Origin of the sequence: Aliiglaciecola sp. NS0011-25, from assembly GCF_040370605.1 — a bacterium.
Lineage (GTDB): Bacteria > Pseudomonadota > Gammaproteobacteria > Enterobacterales > Alteromonadaceae > Aliiglaciecola > Aliiglaciecola lipolytica_A.
In genome coordinates this window covers 60,984-79,584 of sequence record NZ_BAABWR010000014.1, presented here as the reverse complement: position 1 = coordinate 79,584, position 18,601 = coordinate 60,984, and the positions used below count along the sequence as shown (strand labels likewise).

Annotated in this window: 14 protein-coding genes; 3 read left to right on the top strand and 11 right to left on the bottom strand. The window is 39.8% G+C overall.

Translation table 11 applies throughout. From position 1 onward, the window contains the following. Window positions 1–11: 11 nt before the first annotated feature. The 10 genes from fliJ to ABWV72_RS13370 all read right to left on the bottom strand — a co-directional run bounded on the left by fliJ (window position 12) and on the right by ABWV72_RS13370 (window position 11,309). The gene (gene fliJ, locus ABWV72_RS13415) at window positions 12–449 is read right to left on the bottom strand and encodes a flagellar export protein FliJ (RefSeq protein ID WP_216048291.1); all 438 of its coding nucleotides are present in this window, start codon (window positions 447–449) and stop codon (window positions 12–14) included. Further along, the gene (gene fliI / locus ABWV72_RS13410) at window positions 449–1,783 is read right to left on the bottom strand and encodes a flagellar protein export ATPase FliI (protein ID WP_216048290.1); all 1,335 of its coding nucleotides are present in this window, start codon (window positions 1,781–1,783) and stop codon (window positions 449–451) included. Before fliI ends, fliJ begins: the two co-directional genes overlap by 1 nt. Window positions 1,784–1,786: 3 nt before the next feature. Next, the gene (fliH, locus tag ABWV72_RS13405; protein WP_353371117.1) at window positions 1,787–2,596 is read right to left on the bottom strand and encodes a flagellar assembly protein FliH; all 810 of its coding nucleotides are present in this window, start codon (window positions 2,594–2,596) and stop codon (window positions 1,787–1,789) included. A gap of 28 nt (window positions 2,597–2,624) precedes the next feature. Continuing rightward, window positions 2,625–3,662 carry a flagellar motor switch protein FliG gene (gene fliG, locus ABWV72_RS13400; RefSeq protein ID WP_216048289.1) on the bottom strand — a complete coding sequence of 346 codons (1,038 nt, stop codon included), beginning with the start codon at window positions 3,660–3,662 and terminating at the stop codon, window positions 2,625–2,627. Window positions 3,663–3,670: 8 nt separating this feature from the next. Continuing rightward, on the bottom strand, window positions 3,671–5,377 hold the full coding sequence (fliF, locus tag ABWV72_RS13395) for a flagellar basal-body MS-ring/collar protein FliF (RefSeq protein WP_353371115.1): 1,707 nt from the start codon (window positions 5,375–5,377) through the stop codon (window positions 3,671–3,673). A gap of 19 nt (window positions 5,378–5,396) precedes the next feature. Next, window positions 5,397–5,717, bottom strand: a complete 321-nt coding sequence (gene fliE / locus ABWV72_RS13390; RefSeq protein WP_216048287.1) for a flagellar hook-basal body complex protein FliE — start codon at window positions 5,715–5,717, stop codon at window positions 5,397–5,399. A 272-nt stretch (window positions 5,718–5,989) separates the two neighbouring features. Then, window positions 5,990–7,333, bottom strand: coding sequence for a sigma-54-dependent transcriptional regulator (locus tag ABWV72_RS13385; RefSeq protein WP_353371112.1), 1,344 nt, complete (start codon window positions 7,331–7,333; stop codon window positions 5,990–5,992). Further along, window positions 7,330–8,511, bottom strand: a complete 1,182-nt coding sequence (locus ABWV72_RS13380) for a sensor histidine kinase (protein WP_353371110.1) — start codon at window positions 8,509–8,511, stop codon at window positions 7,330–7,332. The genes ABWV72_RS13385 and ABWV72_RS13380 overlap by 4 nt, the downstream gene beginning before the upstream one ends. 179 nt (window positions 8,512–8,690) lie before the next feature. Next, a complete protein-coding gene (locus ABWV72_RS13375) occupies window positions 8,691–10,160 on the bottom strand; it encodes a sigma-54 dependent transcriptional regulator (protein ID WP_216048284.1) in 1,470 nt (489 codons plus the stop codon). A 348-nt stretch (window positions 10,161–10,508) separates the two neighbouring features. Beyond that, window positions 10,509–11,309, bottom strand: a complete 801-nt coding sequence (locus ABWV72_RS13370; RefSeq protein WP_216048283.1) for a flagellin N-terminal helical domain-containing protein — start codon at window positions 11,307–11,309, stop codon at window positions 10,509–10,511. 304 nt (window positions 11,310–11,613) lie between these two features. Here ABWV72_RS13370 and ABWV72_RS13365 point away from each other — a divergent pair, with 304 nt between their 5' ends. The 3 genes from ABWV72_RS13365 to ABWV72_RS13355 are packed head-to-tail and all read left to right on the top strand — an operon-like array spanning window position 11,614 to window position 16,893. Next, entirely contained in the window at window positions 11,614–15,162 is a 3,549-nt protein-coding gene (locus ABWV72_RS13365) for a 6-hydroxymethylpterin diphosphokinase MptE-like protein (protein ID WP_353371107.1), read from the top strand. Further along, on the top strand, window positions 15,152–16,189 hold the full coding sequence (locus ABWV72_RS13360) for a zinc-binding dehydrogenase (protein WP_353371105.1): 1,038 nt from the start codon (window positions 15,152–15,154) through the stop codon (window positions 16,187–16,189). Before ABWV72_RS13365 ends, ABWV72_RS13360 begins: the two co-directional genes overlap by 11 nt. After that, on the top strand, window positions 16,189–16,893 hold the full coding sequence (locus ABWV72_RS13355; RefSeq protein WP_353371103.1) for a nucleotidyltransferase family protein: 705 nt from the start codon (window positions 16,189–16,191) through the stop codon (window positions 16,891–16,893). The genes ABWV72_RS13360 and ABWV72_RS13355 overlap by 1 nt, the downstream gene beginning before the upstream one ends. A gap of 17 nt (window positions 16,894–16,910) precedes the next feature. Here ABWV72_RS13355 and ABWV72_RS13350 read toward each other — a convergent pair whose 3' ends face one another. Further along, a complete protein-coding gene (locus ABWV72_RS13350) occupies window positions 16,911–18,389 on the bottom strand; it encodes a PfkB family carbohydrate kinase (protein WP_353371101.1) in 1,479 nt (492 codons plus the stop codon). Between the last annotated feature and the right edge of the window lie 212 nt (window positions 18,390–18,601).

Genomic DNA, 18,601 nt, shown 5'->3' with positions numbered 1-18,601 from the left:
GAAGGAACAACTTACTGATTGCGGATAAAGCGTTGAGTTGAAAGCTCGTCCATAAACAGCTGTTCAAGTTTATTATTCCTCACTTCTTGCGCTTGACGTTTTTTCTCTAGCAGCATCTCCACAGCTTTGCGTTTACGCTGTTGCGCTAACCAAAGATTTTTACGTTGTTCAGCAACTAAAACAGATTGATTGTGCACTTGCATTTGTTGCTGACAGGCTCTATCTAATTTGCCAATAAATGAATGTAACTTATTAAATTTATCAATATTGAGCGCTCCTGCTCCCTTCATTTGCGTCTGACGCAAATAATCAAGGCGATAGCCTTCTAAGCTCGACAGCTTTTGCTTGTTTAACTCGGCATGTTGTTGAGCCAACTGAAAATCCTGGGCAAGACGATCTTCTTTGTCTTTTTCCCATCTTGCTACTAATTCTAGCTGCCGCTGCGCCATTAGCCGTTACCCAAACCTTTTGTTAAAGACATCATCCCTTCAAGACATTCATCATAGGGCAATATTTGTTTCATGCCTTGCTGCAGGAACGTGTTGATTACGGGTTCAGCCGCTATGGCTAAATCCATTCTCGGGTCGGTTCCTTTCGTATATGCACCGATATTGATTAGATCTTTATTCTGTTGATAATTTGAATACACCTGTTTAATCCGACGACTCGCCATTAGGTGTTCTTCACTCACAACCATCGGCATAACACGACTGATAGAAGCTTCAATATCGATTGCCGGATAATGACCCGCTTCGGCTAGATTTCTTGATAGTACGATATGACCATCAAGAATCGCCCGCGCTGAATCTGCTATGGGATCTTGTAAATCATCACCTTCGGTTAACACAGTGTAAAACGCAGTAATAGAGCCCTGACCTTCTTTACCGTTTCCGGCTCTTTCTACTAATGCAGGCAACCTGGCAAATACTGAAGGTGGATACCCTTTGGTTGCTGGCGGCTCACCAACCGCTAAGGCAATTTCACGTTGCGCCATTGCGTATCGGGTTAATGAATCGATTAGCAGCAGCACATTAAGGCCTTTATCTTGAAAATATTCAGCGATAGCCACCGCGGTTTCGCAACCTTTAAGTCGCATTAATGGTGAAGTGTCTGCAGGAGACGCCACAACCACTGACTTTTGCCTTTCTTGATCACCTAAAATATCTTGAATAAATTCTTTTACTTCGCGGCCACGTTCACCCACTAACCCAACTACCACAACATCGGCTGAGGTGCCGCGAGTCATCATCCCCAACAACACACTTTTGCCTACACCACTACCTGCAAACAATCCCATTCTTTGGCCTTCACCAACGGTAATCATTGAGTTAATCGCGCGAACGCCAACATCCAAAGGGTTAGTGATAGGTTTACGGGATAAGGGGTTGATGGGTGCTTTGCTCAGTGGAACTCGTTTTTCTGCTTTAATCGCACCAAGGCCGTCTAATGGTTGACCATTACCATCAACTACACGTCCTAACAAAGACATGCCAACAGGCAAACCAGGCTCGCGATTGAGTGGTTCTACACGGGAGCCAGGCACTATCCCTTTAACCGCTTCGGTAGGCATAAGATAAGTGATGTGTTCCGCAAACCCGACGACTTCAGCTTCAATCTGTCCGTCTACTGTTTTAACTAAACATTGACTTCCCACCGGCATTTGACAGCCAACCGCTTCTAGCGTTAAGCCTATGCCTCTGACTAATTTACCAGATGCAACAGTATGCGCTTCAGGGATTTGGCTTTGCAGTGATTTAATTCGATCAAGCAGCTGTTGTGACATGGTTTAGGACTCACTTTCAATATCGCTAAGTCCCTGCTCAAGCAAAAATTTATTCAGCACGTCCTTCACTCTTCGTTCAATTGAAGCATCAACTGCGTTATTTTGTGTGCTGATATCACAGCCTCCTCTCGACATATTCTGGTTTTCCACAAATACCCAAGCGTTTTTTTCTATTTGTTCAGGAGTATAGCGTTCTTTGACCAGCTCGATATCGTCAGGATGCATGTGAATTTGATATTGAGATTCATGGATAGGAAGTGCTTTTAAGCCTTCGTTTAAAGCGTTAAATAGAATTTCTGGATTAGTTTGTACTTCTGTGCGAATAACTGATTTTGCCAAGGAAACGGCCAGTTTGACTAACTCAGACTGCAACACCTCTTCAACTTGGGATACCGGTTGATGTAACTGTTCCATCAACCCATGCCAAGACTCTATTTGCGACTCAACTTGTTCTTTTCCTTCGACCAGACCTTGCTCTTTACCTTCTTGCAGACCTTGTTCTTTACCTTCTTGCAGGCCTAACTCTTTACCATCATTATAACCTGCTTGATGACCTTCTTTTTTCCCTTGTTCAAAACCTTCTTGATAAGCAGACTCGCGGATTTGCTCGATTTCTTGGGCCGTAGGCGGCAAGACATCTTCTTCCACCTCCGGAGGTTCATATTTCCAGGTTGACTGTCGATTAAATACGTTGGTTTTGCTGGGATTGGCATCAAATGTTTCTTCTAAGACAGGCAATTCCCAAGCGGCAATGTCGTCATCACTTAAGCCTTTATCACTGTTATCTTTTTCAGTCACATTTTTATCCGTCACAAAAAAGCTCGTTTAATAATAGGTGCCATTATAGGAATTCTTCCCCGCCGCCACCGCCAAGCATAATTTCTCCGGAATCAGCCAATCTTCTGGCCACCGATAAAATTTCTTTTTGCGCTGTCTCTACTTCACTAATACGAACAGGACCAAGCGCTTCTAAATCATCAATTAGCATTTCTGCAGCTCGTTTGGACATATTCTTAGTGATTTTATTTTTCAGTTCTTCATCGGCGCCTTTAATCGCTTTGAGCAATGAATCTTGTTGCACTTCACGCAGTATTGCCTGAATTGCGCGATCATCCACATCAGCTAAGTTATCAAAGACAAACATTAAGTCTTGGATTTGCTGACTCATTTCCTCATCTTGCTCGCGTATTGCGTCCATCAACTGACCTTCGATATTGGTATCAAGGTAATTCATGATATCTGCTGCAGATTTCAAGCCGCCCATTTTAGCCGCTTGCGTACCCGCTTGACCGGCAAATTGTTTTTCCATAATTTCATTTAATTCTTGCAAGGCTGCTGGTTGCACTTCTTCAAGATTGGCCACCCGCATCATCAGATCTAAACGTACTTTTTCTGGGAATTGCGACAATATCTCTGCGGATTGTTCCGCATCTAAGTAAGACATGACGATGGTTTGAATTTGAGGATGTTCATTTCGGATGATACTGGCAACTTGCTTAGAATCCATCCACTTAAGGGAGTCGAGACCTTTCGCACCACTTCCCATCAGAATCTGATCAATAAGATTAGCCGCTTTATCTTCACCTAGCGCAGCAGTCAACGCACGTTTCACAAAGTCTTGGCTTTGGAAACCGATAGTGCTGTAATTTTGAATCTCTTCGATAAAATGTTTATGCACGGCCGTGATTTTAGGCTGCGTCATATCATCGATTTGCGCCATTGCTTGACCCAAACGCTGTACTTGTTTGGGCTCTAAATGTTTAAGAATTTGTGCGGCATCCTCTTCTGATAAACTCAAAAGTAAAATTGCAGCTTTATCTACACCTTCTAATTTTCCAACGTCATATCCGCTGGATTCAGTCAACTCTTCATCAGGCATGTTCAATCCTACTCATCTTGCATCAACCAGCCTTTTACTACCTGAGCTGATAATTCCGGTTCATTGGCAACTAAGGCGCGAACCGCTTTTAATACGTCTTCATCTTTGTGTAAATCAGGCAACATCAAAGAACCGTCTGCAGCAAAACCAACCTGCCCCTCATCAAATTCCTGAGATAACATACTAATGGTTTCATCACCTAAGTCCAGCGCGCTATCAACATCAAAGTCTTCGCTTTCAGTGGTGTCTTGAGGATTAATTAAGCGACTTAACATCGGTCTAACTAAGGCAAATATCAAGACGATGATGATTAGTGCACCGGCAGCTACTTTTACCGTTTGCGCAAACCATTCCTCTTTATAATAAGGAACCTCAACTGGCACATAATCGTCGTCTTTACTAAAGGGGATACTCACCACTTCCAACGAATCACCGCGGGTAACATCAAATCCAATTCCACCTTGTAATAAACGGCGAATATTAAGTAATTCCTGTTGTGCTCTAGGTGAGATTGACTCAGTGCCATCTTCTGCCACTTCAGTAATATAATCCACTGCAACCGAAACACTCAATCGTTTAATAAAGCCAGTCTGCTGCTTGGTATGACTAATTGTAGTATCTAACTCGTAATTTCGCGTTTCTTCCTTAGAATTTCTACCCGGTAATGTCGTTTGCGAATTACTACCAGTGGCATTTTCAGGAATTGTCGAATCTAAAGGCGGTTGGTTCGTTAATGCTCCAGGTATACCTGCGATTGCTCCGCCTATGCTGTTCTCTTCCACCAGCATTTCACTGCGTATTGCCGGCAAATCTGGGTTATATCGGCGCTGGGTCTGTTCAACAGCGGTGAAGTCCATGGTTACGTCAGCTTGCGCTGTGTAATTTCCTAAGCCCAATACTGGGATCAAGATAGAATCAATTTTTTCTAAATAGGCATTCTCGCGCTGTTTCTCTAACTCATATTCTTTTCTTGAGCGCGCAGATGCTGCATCTTGAGAACCGGAGTTGAGTAATCGGCCATTACTATCTGTGACCGTAACTCGGCTTGGTTCCATACCTTGAACGGCTGAACCAACAATATCAATAATCGCGTCGACTTCTTCATTTGATAAACTAGAGCCTCGCCCAGAGGTAACAACAACAGTTGCACTGGCTTTTTTCTCACGTCGCGCAAAAACGTTTTCAACCGGTAAAGCTAGTAACACTTTTGCCCGTTTAACCCCATTTATTTCCTCAATAGTTCGCGCTATTTGTTGTTCTCTGGCGTGTTTTAAACGTTCTTTTTCAACCCGTTGTGAAACCCCAAATCCCATGTCTTGCATGATAATGTCTGCACCAGAGTTTTCAGAAGAAGAAGAAGAAAGCCCCTGACGAGTCATATTTAGTTTTATATTTTTGTAATCGCTTTCTAAAACTTTAACGACATTACCCTCAAGAATATAATCTGGATAATTTTGATCAAGATAATCAAGGGTCTCGATAAGCTCTTGGGTGTCCATTTTGCCCAATGGGCGGTATGTAGGTTCTTGCGCCCAAATGACAATAAAAATAGCAATGGCGATACAAATTACCAGAGCAATCACTATGGTTACTTGGCGCATTAAATCTACGCTACCTAATGCGTCCATGAAACCAGATTTATGCTCTAGTTCTGTGGAGTCTGAATAATTATCATTGTCACTAAGTGCAAGCTCAGTGCTAGTTGCCTCGGCCACGAGTTATCCTCTTGCTATGTTAAACTGGCATGTTCATGATTTGCTTGTAAGCTTCTAGCACTTTGTTTCGTACTTGTACTGTAGCTTCAAAAGCAATACTGGATTTTTCTTTAGTCAACATGACGTCAGCTAAACTCATATTCGGATCACCCATCTCAAATGCCTCTTGTTTGCCTTTGGCATCGAGTTGCATATCATTAACTGTGTTAATAGCCTGACCTAGCATCTCGGCAAAATTATGGGAGGAAGGATTGGTGCCAGGAAGCTGGGCAACATCCATTTGTGCATTTGACGCCATTGCCTGCATTTCTTGATATAAAGATTGTGCTTTGATTTCCATGTGTCGCTCCAGTGGTATAATCAATAGGCTTTGCGAGAGTCAAAAAAATGCGGCAAAGCGATAGTTTTTTAAACGTATAGCATAACTAAGCAATCTCAATGCCAACCTTTATTTACAATAAATATCAATGAGTTACAAGTTTTGTCATTTTATTGACGGAGCCACTTGCTTTAAGTGTGATGGGGGTAGGATGGAAGTCATGCGGAATCCCCCCCGTAAAAACCATAAAAAATAGCCGTTGGAGAAACGGCTATTGTGAAAACGTGGGATAATTAAGCGGGTAGCTCGATTCCTACCTCGCGCATACGCGCCAATTTATATCGCAAGGTTCTGGGACTAATACCCAATCTTTCAGCTACATCTTTACGACGACCGTTGCAGGATTGCAAAGTGTCTAAAATGATTTGGTGTTCTTGATGACGCAGTTCACTACCTAATTTACTATCATCAACTTCATTTTGACTTGATTGGTCACTAACAAGTGTTTGGCCTGTCTCGATTTCAATCATCAAGTCATTGGCATCAATTGTTTCTCCATCGGATAAGATAAGTGCGCGCTGAATTACGTTCTCTAATTCTCTCACGTTGCCAGGCCATGCATGCTGCATCAACTTACTTCGCGCAGAAGCGATTAAACTAGGAGCAGCCTGTTTACCATTATAGTGTCGTTCTATCATGTGCTCGGCCAAAGGCACTATGTCCCCTGCTCGCTTATCCAACGGGTGCCACATCAATGGAAAAACATTTAATCGATAGTACAAATCTTCTCTAAATTTTCCGTCACTAACCACTTGTTTTAAATCGCGGTTACTAGTGGCAATTACGCGTACATCCAATGCAATGGTTTTACGGCCACCTAGTCTCTCAACTTCTTTTTCCTGCAATACACGCAATAGCTTCGCTTGTAGTGCTAAATCCATTTCGGTGATTTCATCTAATAAAATACTACCACCTTGGGCCAGTTCAAACTTACCTGGCGAGGCTTGAAATGCACCGGTAAAGGCACCTTTTTCATAACCAAATAAAGTCGCTTCCAACATATTCTCTGGTATCGCAGCACAATTAATTGCTACAAACGGCTGGTCTTTGCGACTAGATTGATCATGGATATAACGAGCCAATACTTCCTTACCTGATCCACTCGGTCCCAATACCATTACAGTGGCGTCAGAGGTAGCGACTTTCTTAGCAAGATTAAGCAAGTTAATACTTAGTGGATCAGCAGCAATAGGATCGCGAGACTCCACCTGCTGAGCAGGTGCATATCGCCCAACCAAATTTAGCAACACTTCAGGACTAAATGGTTTTGATAAATAATCGGTAGCGCCATCACGCATGGCTTGAACCGCATCATCAATAGTGGCGTATGCTGTCATAAGCAAAGTAGGTAAACTGGGAAACTTGTTTTTAATACTGCGCAGTAATGAAAGACCACTCATCTCACCCATTTGAATATCGCTAACCACTAAGTCAACTTTATGTGAGCTGAGTTTGACCATCGCTTGTTCAGCCGAGTTTGCCTCTATCACTTCATAACCGCCAAGTAATAAGGTGTCGACTAATGCCTCTCTTAACCCGGCATCATCTTCTACAATTAATATGCTGGTTTGACTCACGATTTCTCTCCCAAAGCCTGTTTAGTTGTCTGGCTTGATTTAATGATTGGAAGCATGAGACTAAAACATGCTCCTGCGCCTGGCATATTTGAAACAGTCACCGAACCACCGTGGGATTTAGCCACTGTGGCAACTACCGAAAGTCCCAAACCTGTGCCATGGCTTTTTGACGTATAAAAAGGTTCAAAAACTCGATTTAGACTTTGTGGATTTATGCCGGGGCCGTTATCTTGGATTTGTAAACTCACTTGCTGACTATCGCTCAAACAGCTAATAGTTATCTGGCAATCTTCAGGCTGTTCTTGAATCGCATTGTGTACAATATTTTGTAGCGCACCTATAAGTGCGGGCTTGTTACCTAAAATTGTTAATTGTGGATCGATATCTTTCACGCTCAACTGTGCGTTTGCTTGCTGAACCATGTTTTCTGATGAAACCAATAATTCAGACATCAATTCTGCTACAGAGATGTTTTGAACGACTTGCTCTTCGCCACTTTTAGCAAACAACAACATGTCATTTACCTGACCTTCTAAGTCTTTCAACCTGAGCATTAACTTTTCACTAAAACGCTCTCGCGCACTATCACTAAGTTGGTTACTTGCTAAATTAGAAGCGTATAAAATGGCTGCCGACAGAGGTGTACGTATTTGATGCACGATCGAAGCCACGGTTTTGCCCAACGAAGATAAGCGTTGCATATGGCTAATGCGCTGCTGCAACTGTCTGGTTTCAGTCAAATCGGTTAAAACAATGAGCTGTCCAGGTTCGGCTGTTAATGGCGTGATTGATAATTTAACCTTTCTACCATCATGTAATGAAACTTCATGACCATCGTCGGCTTGAGGTTTAAACGACCGGGCAATAATTTTTCGCCAAGCTTGCCCTTCTAAAGGCTCTCCTAACAACGCTTTGGCTAAGGCATTAGCTTGTTTTACCTGACCTTGTCCATTAATTACGACAACGCCAGCCGGCATTACCTGTAAAAGGTGTTCAAGCCGAGTGGCTTGGCTTTTCAACTGTTCGAATTCTTGTTTAGACACTTCAGTAGTAGATAAATTCAGCGGTTGAGATGCAGCTAAACAAGGGTCAAGCTCACGTGAATGAGACGATGATGTACTGCGAACTTGGTTCTGGTCGTCTTCATACGATATGTTGAATGCACTGCTTAGCGCCATAATGTCCTCACGTCAAAAATATTACATATAGTGAGTATTTAGCATATCGCATGCCAATTATTTTACTCGTGATATCAACGAGTTAAATGATTTTAGAAGAAATATTAAACGTCAACAAAATGACGGGAGGGAGTTTTATCAAAAAATAGCGCAATCAATGTATCAATTAAAACATCGCGTTAGTCGCGAACAATTCCGTATTTACGCATTTTCTCAACCAGAGTTGTACGGCGCATCCCCAAGACTTCAGCGGCTCTTGCAACAACACCATCTTGCTGATCAAGCGCTTGATTTATCATACTGATTTCCAATTCAGATAAATATTCTTTGAGGTTCATACCATCTGATGGCAAAGCTGAGTTGGTATGTAACTCACCATTTTGAACTTGTTCGCTATTGTCATCGGAATCAACCAATTCATCATCGCTGTCATTTGTATCGTTAAATAATGCGATTATAGCTTCACGTTCTAACAACTCTTCAGGGTAGTCAGGTTCGAAGTTATCACCATCTGTATACTGATATTTCGTTGGTAAATCGGTGACATCAACCACTTGATTGGGGAACAAAATGAGCAGTCTTTCCACTAAATTGGAAAGCTCACGGACGTTTCCAGGCCAAAGGTGCTCTACCAGTGAATTGATTGCACTTTCGGTAAAACGCAGTGATTTCTCATTTTCTTGTTCCAATCGCGAGACCAGTTCTTGCAACAATAATGGAATATCTTCTTTGCGCTCTCTTAATGCCGGGCTTTCGATAGGGAAAACATTTAAACGATAATATAAATCTTCTCGAAAAGAGCCTTCAGCGATCATCGTTTCTAGCTCTCGGTGGGTAGCAGCAACAATGCGAACATCACATTTTATGGGTTTATTTCCCCCTACTCGTTCATATTGTCGTTCTTGCAAAACACGTAACAATTTAACTTGCATTTGCAAAGGCATATCACCAATTTCATCTAAAAATAAAGTGCCACCTTCGGCAAGTTCAAAACGACCTTTGCGAGAGTTGATAGCGCCAGTGAACGCGCCTTTTTCATGGCCAAACAACTCACTTTCTAAAAGTTCAGCAGGAATCGCTCCGCAATTGACAGGTATAAAAGGCCCATTATTTCTATTCGACATAAAATGTAGATTACGGGCGATAACTTCTTTGCCAGTTCCGGATTCACCTAACACCAGCACATTCGCATCAGAGCTTGATACTTGCTCGATTAAGTGACGTACATTTTGAATTTCATCACTTTTGCCAACCAAGCTGCGAAATAATTTAGTTTTACTTGTATTTGCAGTCTTTGCAGGTCTTTTGCGCAAGTATTCCTGGCAACGATGTAACATCTGAGTCAAAACGGGATATGTTACGGGCTCAACTAACTGTCCGACGATATTAGCTCGGAACTCTGCATCACCATCAACGGCTGAATTGCCAATAACAATGAAGGGCTGGGCTGGAAATTTACTGACTACGTCATCAGTAAGTTCTGGCGACTCAAAGTCGATGATGACAGCTTCAAAACTGTCTTGTTTTTTCAACGAAGAGATAGCTTGGGAGAACGGTACAATCGCACAATGCTCGCCTAAGAAAGACAAGATAGTTTTGAGATTATTGGCGCGCGTCATTTGCTCGCTGATAATCAGAATAGTGCTCATCCTTTCCCCAACTTTGTTATTTTTATTGTTTTTATTCAAGCGCGTGTCAATTCCAAGTAAATGTTTGCTAAGCTTTTCTATTCAAAATAGGCATCCGAAGAGAACTATACTGAACATTCTGTCTAATCAAAGATTAGCGTATATTTTTACTCGTGTCAGCAAAGCATAAAATGAAACTTAAACACACTTATAAATGTTCACTTGATTTTAAACATTCGTTGTCGGATAGCAACAATCAATTTTTATGTTTATGAATAAAATCAGTTAATTGAACAAAATAAAAGCAGCCTAAGCTGCTTTAATGTGGTTATTGCGGTTTTCAAATAAACAAAACCATTTTTACCTGAATTAACTCAAAAGAGACAACACCTGACCTTGTTGCTGATTAGCTTGAGATTGAACAGATAACGAGGCCTGACTTTGAATTCCAGTGGCAATACTATCTGCTGTCGCTTGGGCATAATCGGTATCTTGAAGTCGACTTCTAGCAGCTGAAACGTTGACATCGGCTTGGCTTAAGTTTCGAGCCGCACTTGCAAATTGATTTTGCGTCGCACCTAAATCCGCTCTAGCACCACCAACAAACTCCAATGCATTATCCGCAATTTCTAAAGCCTCTTCAGCTCCAGCAGACGTGGATACATCGATATTCAATACATCATCAAGTTGTGCGGCAACATCTTGAGTTCCAACACCAATACGTTGGCCTGAATTAGCCCCCACTTGAAAATCAATATTACCTTCTTCTGACAACAAAGGCTTTCCACCAAAATTGGTTTGCTCAATGGTTTGGGTTATGTTGCTTTGTAATTGAGAAATTTCGGATTGCAGCGCTTCTCTATCTGAGTCACTCAAAATGCCATTACCAGCCTGAACAGACAATTCACGGATTCGATTTACATCAGTGTTAATCCCCGACAAGCCGCCTTCGGCAACTTGAGATAAGGAAACACCATCATAGGCATTGGAGATAGCTTGTCGATTCCCCTCTACTTGAGTGGTTAATCGATCAATAATCTGTTGCGCAGCAGAATCATCGGCAGCACTATTCACTCGCTTACCGGAAGCCAGCTTTTCAAACAAGGTTTCTTGTTTCTGCTGTAACTGCTGTAAAATGGATGAATTGTTGCTTGAATCAATATTAATCATAAATTTATCCTCTAACACCTCCCCTTGAGGATAGCAAAATATTGCCGATAAAGTAAGCAAGTGGCGACACAAAGGACCTGAACTAGGTATCGCTTTTCATAACTATGTATATTTATTCATCTTATTGTTTAGCAAAATAATACGAAACCAATAAACACGATTGACTCGGATACCTATCAACGGTCACAATCATTTTAGTACATAAAAAGAAAATAAAATTATCGATATAACAATGCTAAATAACACTTTAGACTCGTTGTTAGGTTTGAATGAGTTAACTTCTGGCGCAAACAAATAAGAAATCATGCTTAAAAATATACGACTACACATTGAAAAAGATGAAGAAAAACAGGAAAAATTAGATCAGAAGCTAGCTGCAACTATTGTAGACATGCAGCATAAAAATATTAATAGCTTTACCCGTAATATTCCCTCTTTAGTGCCGACACTTAAATCTACGTCTTTGCAAAATCATTCATTGTTTAGCAATAAGTATGGTGAAATTAATATCGTTGATTATGGTATCGGAAGAACCTTGTATGGATTCCATCCTCTAAACGAAGTAAGCCAGCAAGTAGGCAGGTTTGAACATCACAGTCCAAAAATAACGTTAACTCAAAGCAGCGAAGTAAAATCAGACACAGAAAGCGCAACCACATCCCCATTAGATTTTCATCAGCTTGCTGCATATCAAAATAGACAAAAGCAGCCACCATTAGACGAAGAAATAGAATGCTTAATAGTACTTGGTTGTGGTCTAGGCTTGCATTTAGAGTTGCTGCTTCGTCAACATAAAATCAAATACCTGATTGTTTATGAACCACAGATTCAATATTTTCAATGCTCAACTTTAGCGATTGATTGGTCTTCAATTTTCGCGTTAGCCAAGCAAAATGGTACTGGGATTTTCTTACAAATAGAAAAAGATGGACGAAATTTAATTGAAGATATAGAACAATTACAAGAACATGAAGGTATTTCTGAGTTCCGTATTTTCAAACACTACAACCACCCAATTTTTGACGCTATTTTCAATGAACTAACCAAGCGTACTTGGGCTGATATCAAAAAGAATGGTTTTAAAGTTAGCGCTACGGAAAATTACCTCACTTATGTGCCCAGCTGGACTCCAGAAATCGATCTTCAAAAATGTAAACCAGTCTGTGAAGAACAAACGCTATTTAGTAAAAATCTAAACGCTTTTAAAAAGTATTATCCGGCTATCTATAAACAGTTTAAATCTTATACTCCAGTCAATTGGCTACCTATTGATAATCAAGACAATGAAGTTAATTTATTAAATAAAGAAAATCTCACAACTTGGTATGGTGAATCACCTATCCATGATTGTGAGTTGAATTTCAAAAACTTTTACTCTCAACCGAATAAAGATGGATTAGTTTTAGGCTATACCGGTACCAAATTAGCGCACTATGAACACTACAAATTTGTAAAGAAAACCGAAGATCTTTTAAAAGAAGCGGAGGATGAAATAGGCGAACTACCTGGTACTGTAGCTTCCATCATCATGTTCGGTTTAGGGGTTGGTTACCAACTTGAACGTTTATTAACAAACCATAAAGTTGAAAAGCTATTTATTTGTGAGCCAAATTCCGACTTTTTCTATGCCTCACTGTTTGCCATCGATTGGACTGCTATTTTCGAAAAAATTGATAAGTCGAATGCCCGTATTTATTTAAATATCGGTGACGATGGCACCAATTTATTTCGGGATTTGTTAAGTCAATTCCACTCCATTGGTCCATACATCTTAAACAATACCTACTTCTATCAAAGCTATTACAACTCATCATTAAATAGTGCCATTGGCCAACTGAGAGAACAGCTACAAGTTGTTATCTCCATGGGCGAATATTTTGATCATGCGTTCTATGGTATTGCGCATACTAAAGAAGGGATGAAACGCAAGATCCCACTATTGACCAGCAATCCTGCTGACAAGCTAAGTTACGACGACAAAGAAGTTCCAGTGTTTATTGTTGGCAATGGACCGTCGTTGGATAGTTCGATAGAAGCGATTAAAGAATGGCAACATAAAGCAATCATTGTTAGTTGTGGTACTGCACTTCAAGTTATGTATAAAAATGGAATAGTACCGGATTTTCACGCTGAAATAGAGCAAAACAGAAGTACTTACGACTGGGCAACACTAATCGGCAGTTTAGATTTTTTAAAGAAAGTCACCTTAGTATCTTGCAATGGAGTGCATCCAGATACCTGTGACTTATACAAAGACGTATTGGTAGCGTTTAAAGAGGGGGAATCCTCTACAGTTTCAGCTTTGAATGTATTAGAAGATAAACATTTTGAGGTCCTCAAACACGCCTTTCCTACAGTAAGTAATTTTGTTTGCGATCTTATTAATTCACTAGGCTTTACTAGTGTCTATTTTATGGGCGTAGACTTAGGCTTTGTAGATGTAAAACACCATCACTCTAAGGATTCAGGTTACTACCTAGAAGATGGAGAAGAGAGTTACGATTATGCAGAAAAAAACAATACTTCTTTAGTGGTTCCAGGAAATTTTCGATCTTCGGTCAACACGAAACACGAATTCAAAGTATCCCGTCAAATTATTGAACAGGTCACGGCCAAAAAATCTCAATATCAAACATTTTATAATTGCAGTGATGGCGCGAGAATTCACAACACCACCCCTCTACATATTGAGGAACTACTAATCGTAGCAACTGAACAGCAAAAACAAGTTGCCTTAGAAAACATTCGGAAAAAAGCATTTTCGTCAGACCATATAGAAGGTTTTTGTGAGAAATTTGAGAATAAGTATTTACAGACTAACCTAAACAACGAAATTAACGCGATAGAAAAGCTTCTCAGTCAAGATATCAACACCCAAGAACAAGTAAACCAGATCATTGCTCAGCAAAAAGCCATGTTATTCCATTCTTACCGCAGTGGAAAATCACTATTATTTTATTACCTATACGGCACAGTAAATTATGCGAATGCTTTATTACTGAAACTATCACTAAGCTACTCAAATAAAAATCAACTATCAGACAGTGTTGATAAATGTATGCAACAGTGGCGGAAAACCATTAGTGGATTAAAAGATAAAATTAGCTCAGATATTGTGGAGTTTGATACCTCATCGTTTAGTTCTCAAAAAAGAGAAGCTAAATCGATAGAGTTACATTGCAAGAATCAATCTTTACTCTTGATAACTGATTCACCTAGGCTGCGAGCGGTATACAATCATATAATGCATGTCGCCTATCCTTGGCTCGCGGCATTCAAAGTGATAGCCCCTCAAGATTTAGATACGTATCACGGCAGTCCAAACTATGTAATTTACGGTGTAACAGAAAACCTTACTGATGTTAAAATAAAAGGTAAGAACACGACTATAATAATAACCGATTCATTTAATTACACCGAATTCCCCATACCGGGCTTAACATATTTACCAATACCTGAAATTAATCCAAAGGTAATTATTAAGAATGAATTATTAATAGCCGGACTCGCTATTAGAAGTGCAATCAGCTCACATCAATGTGAGCTGATTTTACCTAAATATTGGACTTCTAATGAGGAGCTATTCGAAAATCAGCCATTGTCCATCAATATGGATAATCGTCTGGCATTTAGTTACAAACTGTACACTTGTATATACAAAAAAGAGGCATACCAAGCGAACTTCGCAGTATCTAATAGTGGTACCAGAGGAGTTCAAATAACGGAGCCATTGCAAATGAAACATTTATTGTATGGGTTAATGGAAAAAGATGAGCTTGTAAACGCAGTCAAACAAAATATGACTCTAATTCAATCCGCAATACAAAAAGAAAAAACTGAAAATGAAATTTAAGGGAGCAGTACTAACTCAAACCCATCACCCGTTAATGATAATAGACGGTATCGAAGTTCCTTTACTAAAACCAGGGCAAGTGTTAGTTAGAATTTTATATTCTGGAGTGTGCCATAGCCAATTGATGGAAATGAATGGTTTAAGAGGTGAAGATAAGTATTTACCGCACCTCCTCGGACACGAAGCGACTGCAGAAGTATTAGATGTAGGTAAATCGGTAACGAAGGTTATACCTGGAGATAAAGTTATCTTAGGATGGCTCAAAGGCGCTGGACTAGATGCAGGAGGAACTGTTTATAAATCTCCAATTGGAAATATAAATGCAGGGGCAGTAACCACTTTTAGTGAGCTGTCAGTAGTATCCGAAAATCGTTGTTATCTATTACCATCGAAAATAAACTTGCGAGAGGGTGTTTTATTGGGCTGTGCGCTACCCACAGGAATGGGGATGGTAAACAACCAAATCAATTGTCAGCCTGAGCACTCTATTGGAATATTTGGACTAGGTGGCATTGGAATGTCGGCTTTAATTGCAGCGGTAAACAGTCAAAGCCGATTAATTGTAGCCATAGATTCAAATCAAGCCAAATTAAACTTAGCACAAAAATTAGGTGCGCATCTTTGTATTCACGCGACTCAACAAGATGCAAATGAAATTATAAAGGATGCAACTAAGGGAGAGATGTTAGATTTTGTAATTGAAGCAGCTGGCAGTTGCAAAACCATTGAACAAGCATTTTCATTAGTCCAAAAAAAGCATGGTAAATGTGTATTTGCTTCTCATCCTGAACATGGTGAAAAAATATCGCTAGATCCCTATGAGCTCATCTGTGGTAAAAAAATTGAAGGCTCTTGGGGTGGCTCAACAGATCCTGAAAGCTTAGTTAAATTAATGGCAGAAAAAACACCATCAACGGATCTGTCTACATTGGTTTCAAACAATTACACTTTATTAGAAATAAACGAAGCACTAAAAGACCTTCAAGCTCAAAAAGTTGTTCGAGCAATTGTTGATATGGGAGTCTGATGAAAATGAAAGCGGTACTTCTTGCAGCTGGAATTGGTTCAAGACTCAGACCTTTAACAGATACACTACCAAAATGTCTTGTTCCCATTAATGGCAAGCCTCTTTTGGATTTTTGGCTCGAAATGCTCCTCGCTTCAAAACAAATTTCACAAATATGCGTTAACTTACATTACTTAAAAGAAAGAGTTGAGGAACACTTAGATTTGCAGTGGCAAAAAGAACCTCGTATATCACTTCATCCAGAAAAAGCACTATTGGGCACCGCAGGTACCTTAAAAGGGTTAAAAAAAATATTAATTCACAACCCAATAATGGTTATTCACGCAGATAATCTTTCCAAATTTTCTCTAAATAGTTTTATTCAAGCTCACAAAAATAGACCACGTAGTTGCTCTATGACCATGATGTTATTTCAAACAGACACACCATCTTCATGTGGAATTGTAGAGTTAAGCGATGATGGGCGAGTTGTGAATATGCATGAAAAAATTAAAAATCCCCCAGGGAACTTGGCCAATGGCGCGGTCTATATATTTGAGCCTGAAATACTTGATTGGATTATAAAACATGATGCTGATGACATCAGTGCACAAGTGATACCCGCTCACTTAGGTAAAATTTATACTTGGTTAAATGATGATTACCATAGGGATATCGGAACCCCGGAAAGTTACAGATTGGCAAATAGCGAATACATTCTTTGAATGACGGAACATTTATTCTACCAAAATAGATCAATGGCACGCCTAAAGCGCTTAGCGTTAATAGGTTGATTTCCAACATTACTCACTTGACAAGCTGCAGCAACGGAGCCGATAAATGCAGCCTCCCATATAGTAGCCCCTGCGGCCAAAGCAATTGCTGAAGCCGTAAACAAACAATCTCCAGCTCCTGCAGGATCAACTAAATTTGCAGATAGTGCTTTTACCCTGTCATTTTCCCAGTTTTTAATGGTTGGGTGGTGAATAAGAATACCTTCATCTGCAAGCGTAACTAACAGATTTTTACAATTAGAGTCTTTTGTAAGTTTCTGAGCCAAAACGACAAGCCCATCTTTATCATTTTTTAAAGCTACCCGTATTTCTTTTTCAGTTGGAGTAATCAAGTCCATATTTTTAAAACGAGAAATATCACCAACCTGCGAAGATGTTTGGCTATCAGCAGCTAAAATCACGGATTTTCCGTTGGCAAGATGAATTATCTCATCGACCAAATTTTGCGGTAACATACCGTAGTTAAAATCGGAAAAAAGTAACACATCAGCACTTTCAATAGCAGACTTCAAGTCGGAACGAATAGCGGACTGAAGTGACTCCGAAATATCATGAGAGCGAACTTCATTAACTCTTAATAACGTTTTAGCACCCACTCGATAACGTGTTTTCAGAATAGTTGGCCGAGTGTCGTCTGAGTACACGAATGGCTCAATACCGTAATCATTGAGTCGTTGATGAACAAATTCTGCATGGTCATCTTGCCCAACAACGGAATAATACTTAACGTTGTCAGCACCTAATGACTTAGCATGACCAGCAACAATTCCTGCCCCACCTAAAAATAGTTTTGACTCATCAGGTGTAACAACGATTGTAGGATCTTCTTGCGACATACCAACCGCATTACATTGAATATATTGATCGACAATGGTATCGCCAATAACCAATATATTCTGATGGCAAAATTTATCAATTATGCTTAAAACGTTCTCTCGGATTATATTATGTCTTAGTAAATAACCATTCAGTTTTTCAGGTAATACATCAGCAGAAACCGATTTTGACCCTAAATATGAATAAGAACTATAACGACTACTACCTGAACTGAAAATAAGCTTTCCACCCAACGACTCCAGAACTGACTTTTCAGAATTAAAAATATTTTCGTATTCCTGGCCTTTTACAACTGCCCAAGGTTTGATTTCTTTTATTAAACTTTCAATAGGTTGTGAATTAATAAAAGCATAATCGATGTATTCCAAGGAAGATATAACTTCTAATCTATGTTGCTCATTCAAATAATTAGGATCTTGAATAACTTCATCAGAATTAACAGCAACCACGAGAGTATCACCACATTCTTTAGCAAAACGCAATAATCTAATATGACCGGGATGAAGGATATTAAAGTTTCCTGAAACTAAAACGACCTTGCCACCCAATTTTTTACTTTCTATAATCAAGTCTTGCTTTTCTATTTTCATAATCAAATTACACGATTCATTTTTATTTTATACAAGCACTTATATATTCATTTAGAATTGTTATCGGCAAAAATTCCACCAGCTAAAATAAGGTAGCAATTCCATTCTAAAATTCATGTTAAATTATGGTTTTAGAAGAATATGTTAAGTTGGTGCGTTTTATATCCAACATCAAGAATTTCAACCTCAGTTAAACCTGTAGTAGCTTACTA